This window comes from Bradyrhizobium sp. MI1.10 (assembly GCF_055811035.1).
In genome coordinates this window covers 45,289-62,374 of record NZ_JBVVPN010000043.1, presented here as the reverse complement: position 1 = coordinate 62,374, position 17,086 = coordinate 45,289, and the positions used below count along the sequence as shown (strand labels likewise).

Annotated in this window: 13 protein-coding genes and 2 pseudogenes; 9 read left to right on the top strand and 6 right to left on the bottom strand. The window is 64.5% G+C overall.

The genetic code is table 11. From position 1 onward, the window contains the following. Both AC0L3K_RS32615 and AC0L3K_RS32610 read right to left on the bottom strand, forming a co-directional pair. Positions 1-307 (bottom strand): annotated as a pseudogene (locus AC0L3K_RS32615) (ATP-dependent helicase HrpB); the annotation flags it as partial. 143 nt (positions 308-450) lie between these two features. Next, positions 451-1,767, bottom strand: coding sequence for a UDP-glucose dehydrogenase family protein (locus tag AC0L3K_RS32610; protein WP_354200018.1), 1,317 nt, complete (start codon positions 1,765-1,767; stop codon positions 451-453). Between the two features lie 193 nt (positions 1,768-1,960). Here AC0L3K_RS32610 and AC0L3K_RS32605 point away from each other — a divergent pair, with 193 nt between their 5' ends. The 4 genes from AC0L3K_RS32605 to AC0L3K_RS32590 all read left to right on the top strand — a co-directional run bounded on the left by AC0L3K_RS32605 (position 1,961) and on the right by AC0L3K_RS32590 (position 7,704). Next, on the top strand, positions 1,961-3,028 hold the full coding sequence (locus AC0L3K_RS32605; protein ID WP_219682999.1) for an acyltransferase family protein: 1,068 nt from the start codon (positions 1,961-1,963) through the stop codon (positions 3,026-3,028). A 209-nt stretch (positions 3,029-3,237) separates the two neighbouring features. Next, positions 3,238-6,318 carry a DNA polymerase I gene (gene polA / locus AC0L3K_RS32600; protein WP_354200020.1) on the top strand — a complete coding sequence of 1,027 codons (3,081 nt, stop codon included), beginning with the start codon at positions 3,238-3,240 and terminating at the stop codon, positions 6,316-6,318. 34 nt (positions 6,319-6,352) lie between these two features. After that, complete coding sequence (locus AC0L3K_RS32595) at positions 6,353-6,988, top strand: LysE family translocator (protein ID WP_007597727.1); 636 nt, start codon at positions 6,353-6,355, stop codon at positions 6,986-6,988. An 80-nt stretch (positions 6,989-7,068) separates the two neighbouring features. Further along, on the top strand, positions 7,069-7,704 hold the full coding sequence (locus AC0L3K_RS32590) for a LysE family translocator (protein ID WP_007597728.1): 636 nt from the start codon (positions 7,069-7,071) through the stop codon (positions 7,702-7,704). Positions 7,705-7,824: 120 nt separating this feature from the next. Here AC0L3K_RS32590 and AC0L3K_RS32585 read toward each other — a convergent pair whose 3' ends face one another. Beyond that, positions 7,825-8,451 carry a glutathione S-transferase family protein gene (locus AC0L3K_RS32585; protein ID WP_035995324.1) on the bottom strand — a complete coding sequence of 209 codons (627 nt, stop codon included), beginning with the start codon at positions 8,449-8,451 and terminating at the stop codon, positions 7,825-7,827. A 198-nt stretch (positions 8,452-8,649) separates the two neighbouring features. On the opposite strand from AC0L3K_RS32585, the gene pyrE reads away from it, so the two are divergent. Together pyrE and AC0L3K_RS32575 are read left to right on the top strand one after the other, a co-directional pair. Next, positions 8,650-9,213: an orotate phosphoribosyltransferase gene (gene pyrE / locus AC0L3K_RS32580; protein WP_007597730.1), complete on the top strand. Its 564-nt coding sequence runs from the start codon at positions 8,650-8,652 to the stop codon at positions 9,211-9,213. Between the two features lie 258 nt (positions 9,214-9,471). Beyond that, positions 9,472-10,248, top strand: coding sequence for a DUF2865 domain-containing protein (locus tag AC0L3K_RS32575; RefSeq protein WP_354200375.1), 777 nt, complete (start codon positions 9,472-9,474; stop codon positions 10,246-10,248). 122 nt (positions 10,249-10,370) lie between these two features. Here the strand turns inward: AC0L3K_RS32575 and AC0L3K_RS32570 are convergent, their stop codons facing one another. Next, complete coding sequence (locus tag AC0L3K_RS32570) at positions 10,371-10,802, bottom strand: hypothetical protein (protein ID WP_007597734.1); 432 nt, start codon at positions 10,800-10,802, stop codon at positions 10,371-10,373. A gap of 189 nt (positions 10,803-10,991) precedes the next feature. On the opposite strand from AC0L3K_RS32570, the pseudogene AC0L3K_RS32565 reads away from it, so the two are divergent. Further along, positions 10,992-11,292: pseudogene (locus tag AC0L3K_RS32565) on the top strand (GIY-YIG nuclease family protein). Between the two features lie 50 nt (positions 11,293-11,342). On the opposite strand, the gene AC0L3K_RS32560 reads toward AC0L3K_RS32565, so the two are convergent. Further along, complete coding sequence (locus tag AC0L3K_RS32560; protein WP_354200376.1) at positions 11,343-11,600, bottom strand: hypothetical protein; 258 nt, start codon at positions 11,598-11,600, stop codon at positions 11,343-11,345. A gap of 205 nt (positions 11,601-11,805) precedes the next feature. Between AC0L3K_RS32560 and AC0L3K_RS32555 the strand changes: the two genes are divergently transcribed. After that, positions 11,806-14,322 (top strand): glycogen/starch/alpha-glucan phosphorylase, encoded by a 2,517-nt coding sequence (locus AC0L3K_RS32555; protein ID WP_473367578.1) that lies wholly within the window; start codon positions 11,806-11,808, stop codon positions 14,320-14,322. Positions 14,323-14,416: 94 nt separating this feature from the next. Then, the gene (locus tag AC0L3K_RS32550) at positions 14,417-15,232 is read left to right on the top strand and encodes an acyl-CoA thioesterase (protein ID WP_007597740.1); all 816 of its coding nucleotides are present in this window, start codon (positions 14,417-14,419) and stop codon (positions 15,230-15,232) included. 211 nt (positions 15,233-15,443) lie between these two features. Here the strand turns inward: AC0L3K_RS32550 and AC0L3K_RS32545 are convergent, their stop codons facing one another. Then, complete coding sequence (locus tag AC0L3K_RS32545) at positions 15,444-17,060, bottom strand: phosphoenolpyruvate carboxykinase (protein ID WP_354200021.1); 1,617 nt, start codon at positions 17,058-17,060, stop codon at positions 15,444-15,446. Positions 17,061-17,086 lie beyond the last annotated feature (26 nt).

Below are 17,086 nucleotides of genomic sequence, written 5' to 3'. Positions count from 1 at the left end.
GCCGGCGGGGCCCGCGCGCGACCTGCCCCCCGACGCGGCGGCGACCGCCCCCAGTCCCCCCCGCGCGGCCGCCGCGGGATTGGGCCTGGCGGGGGGCGCGGGCGCGCGCCGCGATGCGCCGCGGCTCCAGCACGATGATCTTCTTGCCTTTGGCCCAGGGGGCATCGAGCAGCGCCAGGGGCACGCGCGTTGTCTTGCCGGCGCCCGGGGGCGCCACCAGCACGGCGGCATTATGCGCCTCCAGCGTGCGCGAGAGGTCGTCGAGCACGGCATCGATCGGGAGGGGCGTGTCGAAACTGCGGGGCAAATATCTCGCTTCCGTCATCACCCGCCTTGTGCGCACTTGCGCACTGGTGCGGGTGATCCAGTAAACTCGGATCCCGGCTATTACGAAGATCGCGGATTGCTGGATACCCCGCCTTCGCGGGGTATGACAATCATATGTGGCTATCAGCCCTGCACCGGCGGTCGTCCAATGCTCTCATAGACGAAACCGGCCGCAGCCATCTCCTCGGGGCGGTAGATGTTGCGCAGATCGACGATGACGGGCTGGGCCATGGTCGCCTTCAGCCGGTCGAGGTCGAGCGCCCGGAACTGCACCCATTCGGTAACGATCACGATCGCATCGGCGCCTTCCGCGCAGGAATAGGCGTCCTCGCAATAGGTGATGCTGGGCAGCTCGCTCTTCGCCTGCTCCATGCCGACGGGATCGAAGGCCTTCACCTTCGCGCCCATGTCGATCAGGCCGGTCACCAGCGGGATCGACGGCGCATCGCGCATGTCGTCGGTGTCGGGCTTGAAGGTGAGGCCGAGCACGGCGATGGTCTTGCCGCGCAGCGAGCCGCCGAGCGCCTGGCTCACTTTTCGCGCCATCGCGCGCTTACGGTTCTCGTTGACCGCCAGCACGGACTCGACGATGCGAAGGCTCACGTCGTAGTCCTGCGCGATCTTGATCAGCGCCTTGGTGTCCTTCGGAAAGCACGAGCCGCCGAAGCCCGGACCGGCATGCAGGAATTTGGTGCCGATGCGGTTGTCCAGGCCAATGCCGCGCGCGACCTCCTGCACGTTGGCGCCGGCTTTTTCAGAGAGGTCGGCGATCTCGTTGATGAAGGTGATCTTGGTCGCGAGGAACGCGTTGGCGGCGTATTTGATCATCTCGGCGGTGCGGCGTTCCGTGAACATCAGCGGCGCCTGATTCAGCGACAGCGGACGGTAGATGTCGCTCATCACCTTGCGGCCGCGCTCGTCGGAGGTGCCGACGACGATGCGGTCGGGGAATTTGAAGTCGCGGATCGCCGCGCCCTCGCGCAGGAATTCGGGATTCGAGGCGACGACCACGTCGGCCTTGGGATTGGTCTCGCGGATGATGCGCTCGACCTCGTCGCCGGTGCCGACCGGGACAGTCGATTTGGTCACGACGACGGTGAAGCCGGACAGCGACTGCGCGATCTCTTTCGCGGCGGCATAAACGTAGGACAGATCGGCGTGGCCGTCACCGCGGCGCGACGGCGTGCCGACCGCGATGAAGACAGCATCGGCATCCGCGACCGGCCTGGACAAATCGGTGGTGAACTCCAGCCGCTTGGCCTTCACATTCGTCGCGACCAGTTCGTCAAGCCCGGGCTCGTAGATCGGGATCTCGCCGCGATGAAGGGCCGCGATCTTCTTCTCGTCCTTGTCGACGCAGATGACGTCGTGACCGAAATCCGCAAAGCAGGCCCCGGACACCAGTCCCACATAGCCCGTGCCGATCATAGCAATGCGCATGAAAAACCCTGTTTGGCTTGGTTAACAAAACCCCTATTCCAAGGCGGTTTAGCATTTTCCCGGGGTGAGGGAACAGCCCGCGTACAAAAAACGGCACAGCACTTGTACCGGTAAAGAAATCGTAAGCCGCAAGGCGGCAAACTGCCCCGCGTTCACGCAGATCCTGGCGGAACACGCCTCAAAAAGAGACACCATGGCACCATCAGGCACAATCGCCGCGAGCGGGGGACTCAAGGCCCCGGCTGCTGCGCGTGTCGATTGGGTCGATTACGCCAAAGGCATCTGCATCGTCATGGTCGTGATGATGCATTCGGTGCTCGGGGTCGAGCTTGCTGCCGGTGAGACCGGTTTCATGCATGTTTTGGTCGCCTTCGCAAAGCCGTTCCGGATGCCGGATTTCTTCCTGATTTCGGGCCTGTTCCTGCCACTGGTGATCGACCGGGACTGGCGAACCTATCTCGACCGCAAGGTGGTGCATTTCGCCTATTTCTATGTCGTCTGGGTGACAATCCAGTTCGGCTTCAAGGCCCCCGCATTCGCGGCGGAAACGAGCTGGCGCGACGCCGGCTTGCTGTATCTGGAATCCTTCGTCGAGCCGTTCGGCACGCTATGGTTCATCTACCTCCTGCCGATCTTCTTCGTCGTCACAAAACTGACACGGCGAGTCCCGTCGCCCGCGATCTGGCTCATCGCGGCCGCACTGGAGACGGCACGTGTCGCAACCGGCTGGACCGCGATCGACGAGTTCTGCGCGCGTTTCGTCTATTTCTATTCGGGCTATCTGTTCGCGCCCTTCGTGTTCGCGCTGTCGGACCGCGCGCGCAATCATCCTGCATGGGCGCTGGCAGCGCTCGCGACATGGGCGCTGGTCAATGCCGGCCTCGTTGCGCTCGGGGCCAGCGAATGGAAAATCGTATCGCTCGTGCTCGGCTTCGCCGGGGCCTGCGCCATCATCACGATGGGCACGCTGCTCGCGCGCGCGCAATGGCTGAATGTCTTCCGCTTCTGCGGCGAGCATTCGATCGTGATCTATCTCGCCTTCTTCCTGCCGATGGCGGCGACACGGACGCTGCTCTTGCGCACGGGCATCATTCCCGACATCGGTGCGGTGTCGCTGATCGTGACCATCGTTGGCGTGATCGGCTCGCTCGCGATCTGGCAGATCGCTCTGCGGCTTGGCGGCAATTTCCTGTTCGAGCGGCCCGATGCGTTCTGCATCGCGCCGAAGAAGACAGAGGCGCGATTGCAGGCGGCGGAGTGATGCTCTGTTGTCATCCCCGCGAAGGCGGGGATCCAGTATTCCAGAGGCAGCAGTCGTATACGGATAAGCCGCAGCATACTCGATTCCCCGCCTTCGCGGGGAATGACAGCGGGGGATGCGGGAAATGACAGTGGGGATAGCGGCATCCGCAAGCCAAAAATCCACCTCCCGAGGCTGTCAAATCCCGCAAAAATTCATACATTGCGGCCATGCCCAAGAGCTCCCCAAAGACCACCGCCCAAGCTGACACCAAGGCTGCCGCGCCCAAGGCCGCCGAAACCAAGCCCGCTGCAGCGACAGCTGCTGCCAAGCCCGTCGCCGCCAAGGCCGCCGGCAAGGGCGACCATGTTTTCCTGGTCGACGGTTCCGGCTACATCTTCCGCGCCTATCACGCGCTGCCGCCGATGAACCGCAAGTCCGACGGCTTGCAGGTCAATGCCGTGCTCGGCTTCTGCAACATGCTGTGGAAGCTGTTGCGCGAGATGCCCGAGGACAACCGGCCGACGCATCTGGCGATCATTTTCGACAAGTCGGAAATCACCTTCCGCAACAAGATCTATCCTGAGTACAAGGCGCACCGGGCGCCGGCGCCGGACGATCTGATCCCGCAATTTTCGCTGATCCGCGAAGCGGTACGCGCCTTCGACCTGCCTTGCCTGGAACAGGTCGGCTTCGAGGCCGACGATCTGATTGCGACCTATGTGCGGCAGGCCTGCGAGCGCGGCGCGAGCGCGACGATCGTGTCCTCCGACAAGGACCTGATGCAGCTCGTCACCGATTGCGTCACCATGTACGACACCATGAAGGACCGCCGCATCGGCATCCCCGAGGTGATCGAGAAGTTTGGCGTGCCGCCGGAGAAGGTGGTGGAAGTGCAGGCACTGGCCGGCGATTCCACCGACAACGTTCCGGGCGTGCCCGGCATCGGCATCAAGACCGCGGCGCAGTTGATCGTCGAATATGGCGATCTCGAGCAGCTGCTGTTCCGCGCCACCGAAATCAAGCAGCCGAAGCGGCGCGAGGCGCTGATCGAGCACGCCGAGAAGGCGCGCATCTCGCGGCAGCTCGTATTGCTCGACGACAAGGTCGACCTCGAAGTCCCGCTGGACGATCTCGCCGTCCACGAGCCCGATGCGCGCAAGCTGATCGCGTTCCTGAAGGCGATGGAATTTTCCACGCTGACGCGCCGCGTCGCCGAGTTCTCGCAGATCGATCCGGCCAACGTCGATGCCGATCCAGGCTATTCCAGCGGCGCCAGCGTGTTCTCGCCGCTGCCGCCTTCGGACGTCGTGCCAGCCCCGGGAACCGGCGCGCCGCCGCAAGCGCCAGTGGGCCAACGCAACGCATCGGCGACCAAGGAGGACAAGGCCGCGAGCCCGAAGGGCGCGCCGATTTCTCTCGCCGCCGCGCGCGAAGAGGCTTTGCGCAAGCTCCCGGTTGACCGCAGCAAGTACCAGGCGATCAAGAGCCTCGCGGAACTGAACGCCTTCATCGCGCGCATCCATGATGCCGGCCATGTCGCGGTCGAGATCCGGGCAAACTCGATCGACCCGATGCAGGCCGATCTCTGCGGCATCGCGCTGGCGCTGGCGCCGAACGAGGCCTGCTACGTGCCGCTGGCGCACAAGCAGTCCGGTGGCGGTGCCGGCCTGTTCGACGCGGGCCTCGCGCCCGATCAGGTCAAGCATGCCGAGGCGGTCGAGGCGTTGCGGCCGGTGCTGGAATCGTCAGGCATTCTCAAGATCGGCTTCGACGTCAAATTCACCGCGGTGATGCTGGCGCAGCACGGCATCACACTGCGCAACACCGACGATGCGCAGCTGATCTCGTACGTGCTCGATGCCGGCCGCGGCTCGCATGCGCTGGAGCAGCTGTCCGAGCGCTGGTTCGGTCACGCCATGCTCAAGGAAAACGAGCTGCTCGGCAGCGGCAAGGGCAAGATCACGTTCGACCAGGTGCCGATCGACAAGGCCGCGTCGCTGTCGGCGGAGGGCGCCGACGTGACCTTGCGGGTCTGGCGCGTGCTGAAGCCGCGCCTCGTCGCCGAGCACATGACCACGGTCTACGAGACGCTGGAACGCCCGTTGGTCGCAGTGCTCGCACGCATGGAGCGGCGCGGCATCTCGATCGACCGCCAGGTGCTGTCGCGTCTCTCCGGCGATTTCGCCCAGACCGCGTCGCGCGTCGAGGCCGAGATCCAGCAGATCGCGGGCGAGCCCGTCAATGTCGGCAGCCCGAAGCAGATCGGCGACATCCTGTTCGGCAAGATGGGACTGTCCGGCGGCACCAAGACCAAGACCGGCGCATGGTCCACCACCGCGCAGGTGCTCGACGAGCTCGCCGAGCAGGGCCACGACCTCCCGAAGAAAATTCTGGAGTGGCGCCAGGTCTCCAAGCTGAAATCGACCTACACCGACGCACTGCCGACCTACGTGAATCCCCAGACCCACCGCGTCCACACGACCTACGCGCTGGCCGCGACCACGACGGGCCGGCTGTCGTCGAACGAGCCGAATTTGCAGAACATTCCGGTGCGCACCGAGGACGGACGCAAGATCCGGCGCGCCTTCATCGCGACGCCAGGGCACAAGCTGGTCTCCGCCGACTATTCGCAGATCGAGCTGCGGCTGCTCGCCGAGATCGCGGACATTCCCGTGCTGCAGCAGGCGTTCCGCGACGGCCTCGACATTCACGCCATGACGGCATCGGAAATGTTCGGCGTGCCGATCAAGGGCATGCCGAGCGAAATCCGGCGCCGCGCCAAGGCGATCAATTTCGGCATCATCTACGGCATTTCGGCATTCGGCCTCGCCAACCAGCTCGGCATCGCGCGCGAGGAAGCCTCCGCCTACATCAAGAAGTACTTCGAGCGCTTCCCCGGCATCCGCGCCTACATGGACGAGACGCGCGACTTTTGCCGCAGCCACGGCTACGTCACCACGCTGTTCGGACGGAAGATGTACTATCCCGACATCAAGGCCTCGAACGCCTCGGTGCGCGCCTTCAACGAGCGCGCCGCGATCAACGCCCGGCTCCAGGGCACCGCCGCCGACATCATCCGCCGTGCCATGACGCGGATGGAGGCTGCGCTGGCCGAGAAGAAGCTGTCGGCGCAGATGCTGCTCCAGGTGCATGACGAATTGATCTTCGAGGTGCCCGACGCGGAGGTCGAGGCCACGCTCCCCGTCGTGCAGCACGTGATGCAGGACGCGCCGTTCCCGGCCGTGCTGCTCTCGGTGCCTTTGCATGTCGATGCACGCGCGGCGAACAATTGGGACGAGGCGCACTGATCCGTCACCGTGATCGAGTCCAGAGGCGAACTGCGTGAGTGATCTCAGCCCGCTGCTCGCCTTCGCGCTGACGGCGCTCGTCATCGAGATCACGCCCGGTCCCAACATGACCTATCTCGCCGCGCTGTCGCTCTCGCGCGGCATGCGCACGGGCTTTGCCGCGGTGGCCGGCATCGCGCTCGGGCTGATGACTTATGGCGTGATCGCGGCCTTCGGCCTCGCCGCGGCGATCGACCATTCGCCGTGGCTTTATGGCCTGCTGCGATGGGGTGGCGTCGCCTATCTGCTGTGGCTTGCCTGGGACGCGTGGTCGGGCAAGGAGGACGCTTCGCCGGGCAGGACGGTCGGTGCCGACGCGCGGCCGTGGCCGGCGTTCCGGCGCGGCCTGATCACCAACCTGCTCAACCCGAAAGCCGCGATGTTCTACGTGGCGGTGTTGCCGGAGTTCGTGCGCGCCGATGCCGGCTCCGTGGTCCGGCAGACGCTGATGCTCAGCGTCATCTACGTGACAATCGCCACGCTGATCCATGCGGCGATCGTCGCGCTGGCGGGCTCGCTGCAATCGACCATCGACGTCGCGAACAACCGCAACGTGGTGCGGCGCTTGTTCGCCCTGGCACTGGTCGCGATAGCGGTCTGGTTCGCGTTCACCACCGGCCGGTCGGGTTGAATTGTCCTCCGTGCAATTGCGCGATGGCCCGACCGCGCCACCCATATTAGAACCGTGCCGTCTCCCGCACCGGTTCAGCCATGCCCCACACCTCCGCCCTGCTCGGCTTCGCCCTCGTCTGCCTCGGCCTCGTGCTCACGCCGGGGCCGAACATGATCTACCTGATCTCGCGTTCGATCACGCAAGGGCCGGCAGCGGGCATCGTTTCGCTCGGCGGCGTGGCGCTCGGCTTCGTGTTCTACATGCTGTGCGCGGCGTTCGGCATCACGGCGCTGCTGCTCGCCGTTCCCTTCGCCTACGACGCGCTGCGCTTTGCCGGCGCCGGTTATCTGTTGTGGCTGGCCTGGCAGGCGGTGAAGCCGGGCGGTCGCTCGCCGTTCCAGGTGAAGCAGCTTGCGATCGACAGCCCGCGCAAATTGTTCGCAATGGGGTTCGTCACCAATCTGCTCAACCCGAAGATCGCGATGCTTTATCTCGCGCTGCTGCCGCAGTTCATCGATCCCACCGCCGGCAGCGTGCTGGCGCAGTCGGTGGTGCTCGGCGCGATCCAGATCGCGATCAGTGTCAGCGTGAATGCGATGATCGCGCTCGCGGCCGGATCGATCGCGCTGTTTCTCGCAAGCCGGCCAAGCTGGATGCTGGTCCAGCGCTGGCTGATGGGCACGGTGCTGGCCGGGCTTGCGGTGCGGATGGCGGTGGAAGCGCGGAAGGTGTGAGGCGCAACGCTGTCATGCCCCGCGAAGGCGGGGCATCCAGTACGCCGCGGCCTCTCGGTAAATCACCACCGCCTCTGGAATACTGGATCGCCCGCCTTCGCGGGCGATGACACCGTCAGTTCAATCCAGCTTCGCCTCCATGCCCCGCTTCACCGCCGGGCGTGCCATCAGGGCCTCGTACCAGCGCTTCACGTGGGGGAAGTCGGCCAGGTCAACCTTGTGGCGAGGGTGACGCCAGGCCCAGCCCAGGATGGCAAAATCGGCAACCGAGAGCTCGCCGGCGACGAAATCGCGGGCCTCTAGCCGGCGATCGAGGACGCCGTAGAGCCGTCGCGTCTCCGCCATGTAGCGCTTGAGGCCGTAGGCGCGGTCCTGCTCGTTCTCGAGCGCGATGAAATGGTGCACCTGGCCCGGCATCGGCCCGAAACCGCCCATCTGCCACATCAGCCATTCATAGACGGGGATGCGGCCTGAAAGCGATTTCGGCAGGAATTTGCCGGTCTTCTCGCCGAGATAAAGCAGGATCGCGCCCGACTCGAAGATGCTGACGGGCTTGCCGTCCGGGCCATCAGGATCGAGGATCGCGGGGATCTTGTTGTTGGGCGAGAGCTTCAGGAACTGCGGCGCCATCTGTTCGCCCTTGCTGATATTCACCGGGATCACCCTGTAGGGCAGCCCCATCTCCTCCAGCGCGACCGAGATCTTGCGGCCATTCGGCGTATTCCAGGTGTGCAGCTCGATGGTCATTTTCGCGTGTCCTTGCCCAGCCTTCTTGCCGGTTTTCTTGCCCGAGATATCCGGCATCCACCTACTCCAGAAGGTTGCACCCCCACAACCGGCGGGCCGGGATGGCCGATCCCTGTTGACGGGGGAAGCCCCCTCTGGAATGTCGGGGCCGTCGCGGATAAATTCCGCCACTTCCAAAAATGCTCCCGAGGGCCCGCCGTGTCTAAATCAGCCTCCCGCGCCCGCCTGTTCGAGATCATCCGCCGGCGCTCCTTCGGCCGCGGCGAGGTGACGCTCGCGTCGGGCCGCAAGAGCGACTTCTACTTCAACCTCAAGCCGACCATGTTGGACCCGGAGGGCGCGACCCTGCTGGCCGAGCTGACCTATGAGGCGCTGAAGGACGACAATCTCGATTTCATCGGCGGGCTCGAGATGGGCGCGGTGCCGCTGGCCGGCGCGCTGGCGCAGATTTCCTGGATCAAGGGCCATCCGATCGCGGCGTTCTTCGTGCGCAAGAAGCCGAAGGAGCACGGCGCCAAGCTCGCGATCGAGGGGCTGCCCAGGGGCGAGACGCTGGAGGGCAAGCGCGTCGTGATAGTCGAGGATGTCACCACCACCGGCGGCTCGGCGATGAAGGCAGTGGAAGCGGTGCGCGAGACCGGCGCCGAGGTGGTGCTGGTGCTGACCATGGTCGACCGCGAGGAAGGCGCCGACGACACTTTTGGCGCGGCCGGGCTGCCATTCCGCTCGCTGTACAAGGCGTCGGAGTTCTTGAAGGCTTGAGCGGCTAGACTTTCTCCGCCGTCGTACCCGGGCATCCACGTCTTTGCCGCACCAGAGATCGTGGATGGCCGGGACAAGCCCGGCCATGACGAGGTCCACCCCGTCCGGCGACACCGCTCCCCCCTCAACCGCTCATTTACCATCCCGCTCTATGGTGAATCATGTGCTGGGCCTGATGGTCCCGGCCGGTTCGGTAGCGTCGGGTGGAGTAAGCGTTTGCGTACAGTCATGTCCCATGCGCGCCGGCGGCGTCGCGCGATGCTCGTCGCCGCGACACTGGCAGCACCGCTGCTCGCGGCTCCGGCGCCGGTTTCGGCCGAAGGCCTGTTCGAATTCTTCTTCGGCGGAATGCAGCAGCAGCAGCGGCCGCAGCGTGAGGTGCCGCAGCAGGCGAGCTCCTACGCCGATCCCTTCACTGGCCAGCAGAATGCCGCATCCCCGCAATACGTGCCGCCGACACGTTCGGCCGCAGCCGGCGGCTCGGGACCGGCGTTCTGCGTGCGCAGCTGCGACGGCAAATATTTTCCGCTGATGCGCGGTCTCACCTCGCCCGCGCAGATGTGTCAGGCCTTCTGTCCTGCGAGCGCGACAAAGATCTATTTCGGCTCCTCGATCGACGGCGCCGCGTCGCAGACCGGCGAGCGCTACGCCGATAGCGAGAACGCGTTCGCCTATCGCAAGGCGCTGCGCGCCGACTGCACCTGCAACGGCCGCGAGCCGGTCGGACTTGCTCCGGTCGATCTGGCGCTGGATTCGTCGCTAAAACCCGGCGACGTGATCGCCACCAGCGACGGCCTCGTCGCCTATACCGGCATTCGCGTCGGCAACGACCAGGCCGCGGACTTCACGCCGGTCGCCTCCTATCCCGGTCTCACCGCGCAGGTCCGCGCACGGCTCGGCGAGATGAAGGTGGCGCCGGTGCGCGCCGACACGGTGGCGGCGGATGGCCCCGCCACGGAGATCGTGCGCGAGACGCTGCCCGACGTGACGGTGCCGAAAACGCAAAAGCCAGCGAAGCGGGCGGGGCTGGACTGAAATCCTCATGGTGAGGAGCGCGGAACGCGCGTCTCGAACCATGAAGGCCCGGCTGCTACGGCTCGGCCTTCATCCTTCGAGACGCTTGCTGCGCAAGCTCCTCAGGATGAGGGTTGAGACCGTCAACGTCCGATGATCACGCCGATCACGTTCGGCGCCGCCAGATATTTCTCCTCGATCGCCGCGCGCGCGGCGGCGCGGTTGTCTGCCGTGAGCAGGCCGCGCTTCTCGGCCAGGATCATCCAGCAAAACCCCCACCAGTCGGTGAGCATGCCCTGATCGTCGACGAGGTCATAACCCTGCTCGGCGGCGAAGATGCGCGCTTGCGCTTCGTCCAGCGTGTCGAGGAACAGATGGTCCTCGGCAGAAAACAGATCGTCGCTGACGTCGTCGATGGTGTAGCCCCAGATCGACTGGCACACCGCATTGAACTCGCGGTCGAACTGGTCGTCATCGACCGCGTAGCGCCGCGCCGCCTGATGCAGCCGCGACAGCGAGCGCGCGAAATCGGCGATCCTGGTGAGGGCAAACTGGTCGAAGGCAATGGTGGACATGTAGTCCTCGCGAAGTCTGGCGGACGCTAGATATTGTGTCGGCAACGCGCCGAATCACAATGATATATCAAAGACTTGCTAAAGTGTTCTTAATTTGTTCTGACGCTAGGCGCGATTGTTGGAGAGCGTCGTCCTGGCGAAAGCCAGGACCCATTACCCCGGTCAGCGTTGCCCTTGCGAGCTGAGGCCATGAGCGCAAGCAGCTACTACGTCTACATCTTGGCGAGCCGCCACCACGGCACGATCTACCGGCGTGACCAATGACATCCGCGCGCGGCTTGAGCTACATCGTTCGGGTCGCGGCTCGAAGTTCGTGCACAAATACAAGATATTCGGCCTCGTTCATGTCGAAGCCTTCGCAACTCCGCAGGAGGCGATCGCGCGCGAGAAGCAGCTCAAATTCTGGAAGCGGGATTGGAAGATCAAACTGATCGAAGAAGAAAATCCCGATTGGAATGACCGGTCGGGCCTCATCTCACAGTCGGGGTAATGGGTCCTGGCTTTCGCCAGGACGACGCCAATTTTGTCGCGAGGCCCTCCTCAATTCGCCGCCGACATCAGCTTATCCCCGCACGCGCTCGCATAAAACTTGCCGCCGCATTGGCGCTTGATGGCGGCGCAGCGGGCGGCGGGGGATGCGTTTTGCGGGAGTGTGACGGCGCAGCTCAGGCCGTCGACGCTGCGGCCGATCTTGCCGGCGGCGAAGGCGGCGCTGGAGGCGGTGATGCAGACGACGAGAAAGATGGCCGCTGCGATTTCGATCAGCCGTCGCGTCACAGGTCTCATCAGAGCTTTCATGGATGTCTCCTCCACACTGATGGCTGAATTGGCCGCCATTCTAGCACCAAATCCACGTTTCCCCGTATGCGTCCGGGTTCCCAAATCGGCCCGTTCCTTGCATAATTTTACGCCAGCGCAGTGCACGGTCGCACCAGCAATGGTTCCGGTACAGAGGCAAGATGCGTAGGGTCAGTAGTGTTCTCGCGACCAGGAAGTGACGACTTTGCAAGATTCATCGTTCCAGCCCAATTTTCCCGCCGCCAACCAGCCCATCGACGAGCTCGCGCTGGCTGAGATCAAGGGCGCGATTCTGGCGAAGCTGCGCCTTGCCATCGGCAAGGATGCGGGCATGGCGACCAAGCACGACTGGTACCAGGCCGCCGCGCTGGCGCTGCGCGACCGCATCGTGCATCGCTGGCTCACGGCCGAGAAGCACAGCTACGATGCGGGACGCAAGCGCGTCTACTATCTCTCGCTCGAATTCCTGATCGGCCGCCTCTTCAGCGACGCGCTGAACAATATGGGGCTGCTGAAGATCTTCGAGGTCGCGCTCGGCGATCTCGGCGTCTCCTTGCCTGAGCTGCGCAAATGCGAGCCGGACGCGGCGCTCGGCAACGGCGGCCTGGGCCGTCTCGCCGCCTGCTTCATGGAAAGCATGGCGACGCTGTCGATCCCCGCGATCGGCTACGGCATCCGTTATGATTACGGCCTGTTCCGCCAGATCATCAATCAGGGCTGGCAGCAGGAATACCCGGACGAATGGCTCGGCTTCGGCAACCCCTGGGAATTGCAGCGGCCCGAAGTGATCTATGACATTCGCTTCGGCGGCGGTGTCGAGCACGTCGAAGACAAGGGCCGGGATCGCGCGATCTGGCATCCGTCCGAGACCGTGCAGGCGATGGCCTATGACACGCCGATCGTCGGCTGGCGCGGCCAGCACGTCAACGCGCTGCGGCTGTGGTCGGCACGTTCGCCCGATCCGTTGAAGCTCGACGCCTTCAACACCGGCGACTATGTCAGCGCCAGCGCCGAGCAGTCGCGCGCGGAAGCCATTTGTAAATTCCTCTATCCGAACGACGAGAGCCCGGCGGGCCGCGAGCTGCGCCTGCGCCAGGAATATTTCTTCGTCTCGGCTTCGCTGCAGGACCTAATCAAGCGGCATCTTACGTCGGACGGCCAACTCCGCAGCCTGTCGAGCAAGGTCGCGGTGCAGCTCAACGACACCCATCCGAGCCTCGCCGTCACCGAGCTGATGCGGATCCTGATCGACGACCACAATTTCCGTTGGGACGAGGCCTGGAAGATCACGGTCGCCACGCTGTCCTACACCAACCACACGCTGCTGCCCGAAGCGCTGGAGACCTGGCCGGTCGAGCTGTTCGAACGGCTGTTGCCGCGGCATCTCGAGATCATCTACCGCATCAACGTGCAGCATCTCGCGCTCGCAGAGGCGCGCGCCCCCGGCGACATCGACTTCCGCGCCTCGGTCTCGCTGATCGACGAGAGGAGCGGGCGGCGCGTGCGCATGGGCCAGCTCGCCTTCGTCGGCTCGCACCGCATCAACGGCGTCTCCGCGATGCATTCAGACCTGATGCGCGAGACCGTGTTCCACGACCTCAACCATCTCTATCCCGGTCGCATCACCAACAAGACCAACGGCATCACCTTCCGCCGCTGGCTGATGCTGGCGAACCCGAAGCTGACCGATCTGTTGCGCGAGACCTGCGGCGATGCCGTGCTCGACGATCCGACGCAGCTCAGCCTGATCGAGGCCCGCGCCAGCGACGTCGAATTCCAGAAGAAGTTCCGCGCCGTCAAACATCACAACAAGACCGCGCTGGCGCGCCTGATCGGCGAGCGGCTCGGCATCAAGGTCGATCCGACCGCGCTGTTCGACGTGCAGATCAAGCGCATCCACGAATACAAGCGCCAGCTCCTGAACGTCATCGAGACCGTCGCGCTGTACCAGGCGATCAAGGACGATCCCAACGGCAATTGGGTGCCGCGGGTGAAGATCTTTGCGGGCAAGGCTGCGGCGAGCTACCGTTACGCCAAGCTGATCATCAAGCTGATCAACGACGTTGCGGAAGCCGTCAACAACGATCCCGCGATCGGCGGCAAGCTCAAGGTCGTCTTCCTGCCCGACTACAATGTCAGCCTTGCCGAGGTGATCATTCCCGCCGCCGACCTGTCCGAGCAGATCTCGACGGCCGGCATGGAAGCCTCCGGCACCGGCAACATGAAGCTGTCGCTGAACGGCGCCCTCACCATCGGCACGCTCGACGGCGCCAACATCGAGATCCGCGACCATGTCGGCGCGGAGAACATCGCGATCTTCGGCATGGAAGCCGGCGACGTCATGATCCGGCGCAAGCAGGGGCTGGACGCTTCCGACGTGATCCGCAATTCGCCAAAGCTCCAGCGCGCCATCAACGCGATCGGCGCCGGCGAGTTCTCGCCCGGCGATCCCGGCCGCTTCGAATCGATCGCGCACGCGCTGCGTTATCTCGACCATTACATGGTCAGCGCGGACTTCGATTCCTATTACGAGGCGCAGCGCAGCGTCGATGCGCGTTGGCAGGTGGCGCCGGCCTGGACCCGCGCCTCGATCCTCAACGTCGCGCGCATGGCATGGTTCTCCTCCGACCGCACCATCCGCGAATACGCCGAGGAGATCTGGAACGTGCCGGTGAATCCGACCACACCGCTGCTGCCGACCCTGCGCGACGTCGCGGGCTGATTTTCCGCTGCGTGAAATCGGTTACCCGCGAGGTAATTGCACAAGCCGGCGGCGGACGTGATATGACGTCCGTCATTGAACGCCGGATCAAACGATGCACGCCAAGCTCCCGCACCCTTTCGACGACGCCACCCGCGTCACCGCCGGTGACTCGAGCTGGCAGGGACACACCAGCGACGACTATTGGGCCTTTGTCGGCCCGTTCGGCGGCGCCACTGCTGCGACCATTTTGCGTGCGCTGATCGAGCATCCGGAACGTGCCGGCGATCCGCTGGCGCTCACCGTGAATTACTGCGCGCCGATCGCGAAGGGACCGTTCGATCTCGACGTGCGGCTGGTGAAGGCCAACCGCTCCAGCCAGCACTGGAGCGTCGAACTGTCGCAAGGCGGCAGCGAGGTCGCAACGCTCGCCACCGCCGTATTCGCCGAACGCCGGCCGTCCTGGGAGCACAGGGTGGCGCAATATCCCGATGCAAAGCCGTTCGAACAGACGATGCCGTTCCCGAAGATCGCGGCGTCCTGGGCCAACCAGTATGAATTCCGCTTCGTCGAGGGCGAGATGCGGATCGGCCCGCCGCGGGCCGAGCTCGCCAGCACTTACTCAAAGCTCTGGATCAGTGATCGCGAGCCGCGCAAGCTCGACATGCCGTCGCTGATGTCGATGTCGGACGCCTTCTTCGGCCGCATCTTCCATGCGCGGCGCGAGCTGGTGCCGTTCGGCACGGTGTCGCTGACGACGTATTTCCACACCGACAGCGAAGAGCTCGCGGCCGAGGACATCACCCGCGTGCTGGCGACCGCAGATTCCAAGATCATGCACAAGAGCTACGCCGACCAGAACGCCGAGCTGTGGTCGCCGAACGGAAGGTTGCTCGCGACGAGCACGCAGATCGCGTATTTCAAGGCGTAGCTGCTTCCCCTCTCCCCCTGCGGGAGAGGGTGGCTCGTCGCGGAGCGACGAGACGGGTGAGGGGTTCTCTCCGCGAGCGCTTCTCTTGCGGTTGAACGCGCGGAGAGAACCCCTCATCCGGCGCTTCGCGCCACCTTCTCCCGCAAGGGGAGAAGGAAAGATAAAAAAGGGCGGCCTCGCGGCCGCCCTTTCGATTTCAAGCGCGGCGATCTTACTCCGCCGCGAGCTTCACGTCCGGTGCAGCGGCGCGGACTTCGGCGTCGACCTGGGCTTCGAACTTGGCAAAATTCTTCTGGAACATCCCGACCAGCGCGCGGGCGGTCTTGTCGAACTCGTCCTTGTCCTTCCAGGTGTTGACCGGATTGAGGATCTCGCTCGGCACACCCGGCAGCGCGGTCGGGACCGCGAAGCCGAAATATTTGTCGGTGCGGAATTGGACGTTGCGAAGCGAGCCGTCGAGCGCAGCGGTGAGCAGCGCGCGCGTCACCTTGATCGGCATGCGCGAGCCGGTGCCGTATTTGCCGCCGGTCCACCCCGTGTTGACCAACCAGCAGTCGACATTGTGCTGGGCGATCAGGTCGCGCAGCATGTTGCCGTAGACGCTGGGGTCGAGCGGCAGGAAGGGCGAACCGAAGCAGGTCGAGAATTCCGGCTGCGGCTCATTGCCGAGACCGCGCTCGGTGCCCGCGACCTTCGCCGTGTAGCCCGACAGGAAGTGATACATCGCCTGCGCCGGCGAGAGCTTGGCGATCGGCGGCAGCACGCCGAAGGCGTCGGCGGCGAGCATCACCACGTTCTTCGGCTGCGGCGCGCGACCGGTGCGCGAGGCGTTCGGGATGAATTCGAGCGGATAGGCCGAGCGCGTGTTCTCGGTCTTTGAGCCGTCGTCGAAATCGACCACGCGGGTGTCTTCGTCGAGCACGCAGTTCTCGAGCACTGCGCCGAAGCGGGTCGAGGCGGCGTAGATCTCGGGCTCGGCTTCCTGCGACAGCTTGATGCACTTGGCATAGCAGCCGCCTTCGAAATTGAAGACGCCGTTCGGGCCCCAGCCGTGCTCGTCATCGCCGATCAGCGTGCGGTTCGGATCGGCTGACAGCGTGGTCTTGCCGGTGCCGGACAGGCCGAAGAAGATCGCGGCGTCGCCTTTGGCGCCGACATTGGCCGAGCAATGCATCGGCATCACGCCGCGCTCTGGCAAATAGTAGTTCAGCGTGGTGAAGACCGACTTCTTCATCTCGCCGGCGTAATAAGACCCGCCGATCAGCACGATCTTGCGGGCGAAATCGATCGCGACGACGTTCTCCGACTTGCAGCCATGGCGCTTCGGATCGGCGCGGAAGCTCGGCATGTCGATGATGGTGAGTTCTGGCATGAAGCTCGACAACTCGACCGCCTCGGGACGGATCAGCAGCGTGCGGATGAACAGCGAGTGCCAGGCGAGCTCGGTGAAGACGCGGGTCCTGATGCGATAAGCCGGATCGGCGCCGCCATAGAGGTCCTGCGCGAACAGCGACTTGCCTTCGGCGTGCTTGAGGAAGTCCTGGTAGAGCGTCTCGAACTGCTCTGCGGTGATCGACTGGTTGCCGGCCCACCACATCTTCTTGTCGGTGGTGGCATCACGCACCGTGAATTTGTCCTTGGGGCTGCGGCCGGTGAACTCGCCTGTGTCGGCGCAGAGAGCGCCATCGGCCGACAGCACCGCCTCGCCCGCGGAGAGCGAGTATTGATAGAGTTGCGGCGCACCGAGGTTCCAGTGAACCTGCTTGAGATTCTTTAAGCCGAATTTGTCGGCGCCGAAGGCACCGTTGCGCACGCCCGTCTCTTGCACGAAAAATCCTCCTAGAACCCACTCAG

Bases quoted from the DNA above. Each gene is read 5' to 3' on its own strand.
- AC0L3K_RS32610 (WP_354200018.1), bottom strand. From the start codon at position 1,767: ATGCGCATTGCTATGATCGGCACGGGCTATGTGGGACTGGTGTCCGGG.
- AC0L3K_RS32590 (WP_007597728.1), top strand. From the start codon at position 7,069: ATGCCCCACACCTCCGCCCTGCTCGGCTTCGCCCTCGTCTGCCTCGGC.
- polA (WP_354200020.1), top strand. From the start codon at position 3,238: ATGCCCAAGAGCTCCCCAAAGACCACCGCCCAAGCTGACACCAAGGCT.
- AC0L3K_RS32575 (WP_354200375.1), top strand. From the start codon at position 9,472: ATGCTCGTCGCCGCGACACTGGCAGCACCGCTGCTCGCGGCTCCGGCG.
- AC0L3K_RS32560 (WP_354200376.1), bottom strand. From the start codon at position 11,600: ATGAAAGCTCTGATGAGACCTGTGACGCGACGGCTGATCGAAATCGCA.
- AC0L3K_RS32605 (WP_219682999.1), top strand. From the start codon at position 1,961: ATGGCACCATCAGGCACAATCGCCGCGAGCGGGGGACTCAAGGCCCCG.
- AC0L3K_RS32570 (WP_007597734.1), bottom strand. From the start codon at position 10,802: ATGTCCACCATTGCCTTCGACCAGTTTGCCCTCACCAGGATCGCCGAT.
- AC0L3K_RS32585 (WP_035995324.1), bottom strand. From the start codon at position 8,451: ATGACCATCGAGCTGCACACCTGGAATACGCCGAATGGCCGCAAGATC.
- AC0L3K_RS32550 (WP_007597740.1), top strand. From the start codon at position 14,417: ATGCACGCCAAGCTCCCGCACCCTTTCGACGACGCCACCCGCGTCACC.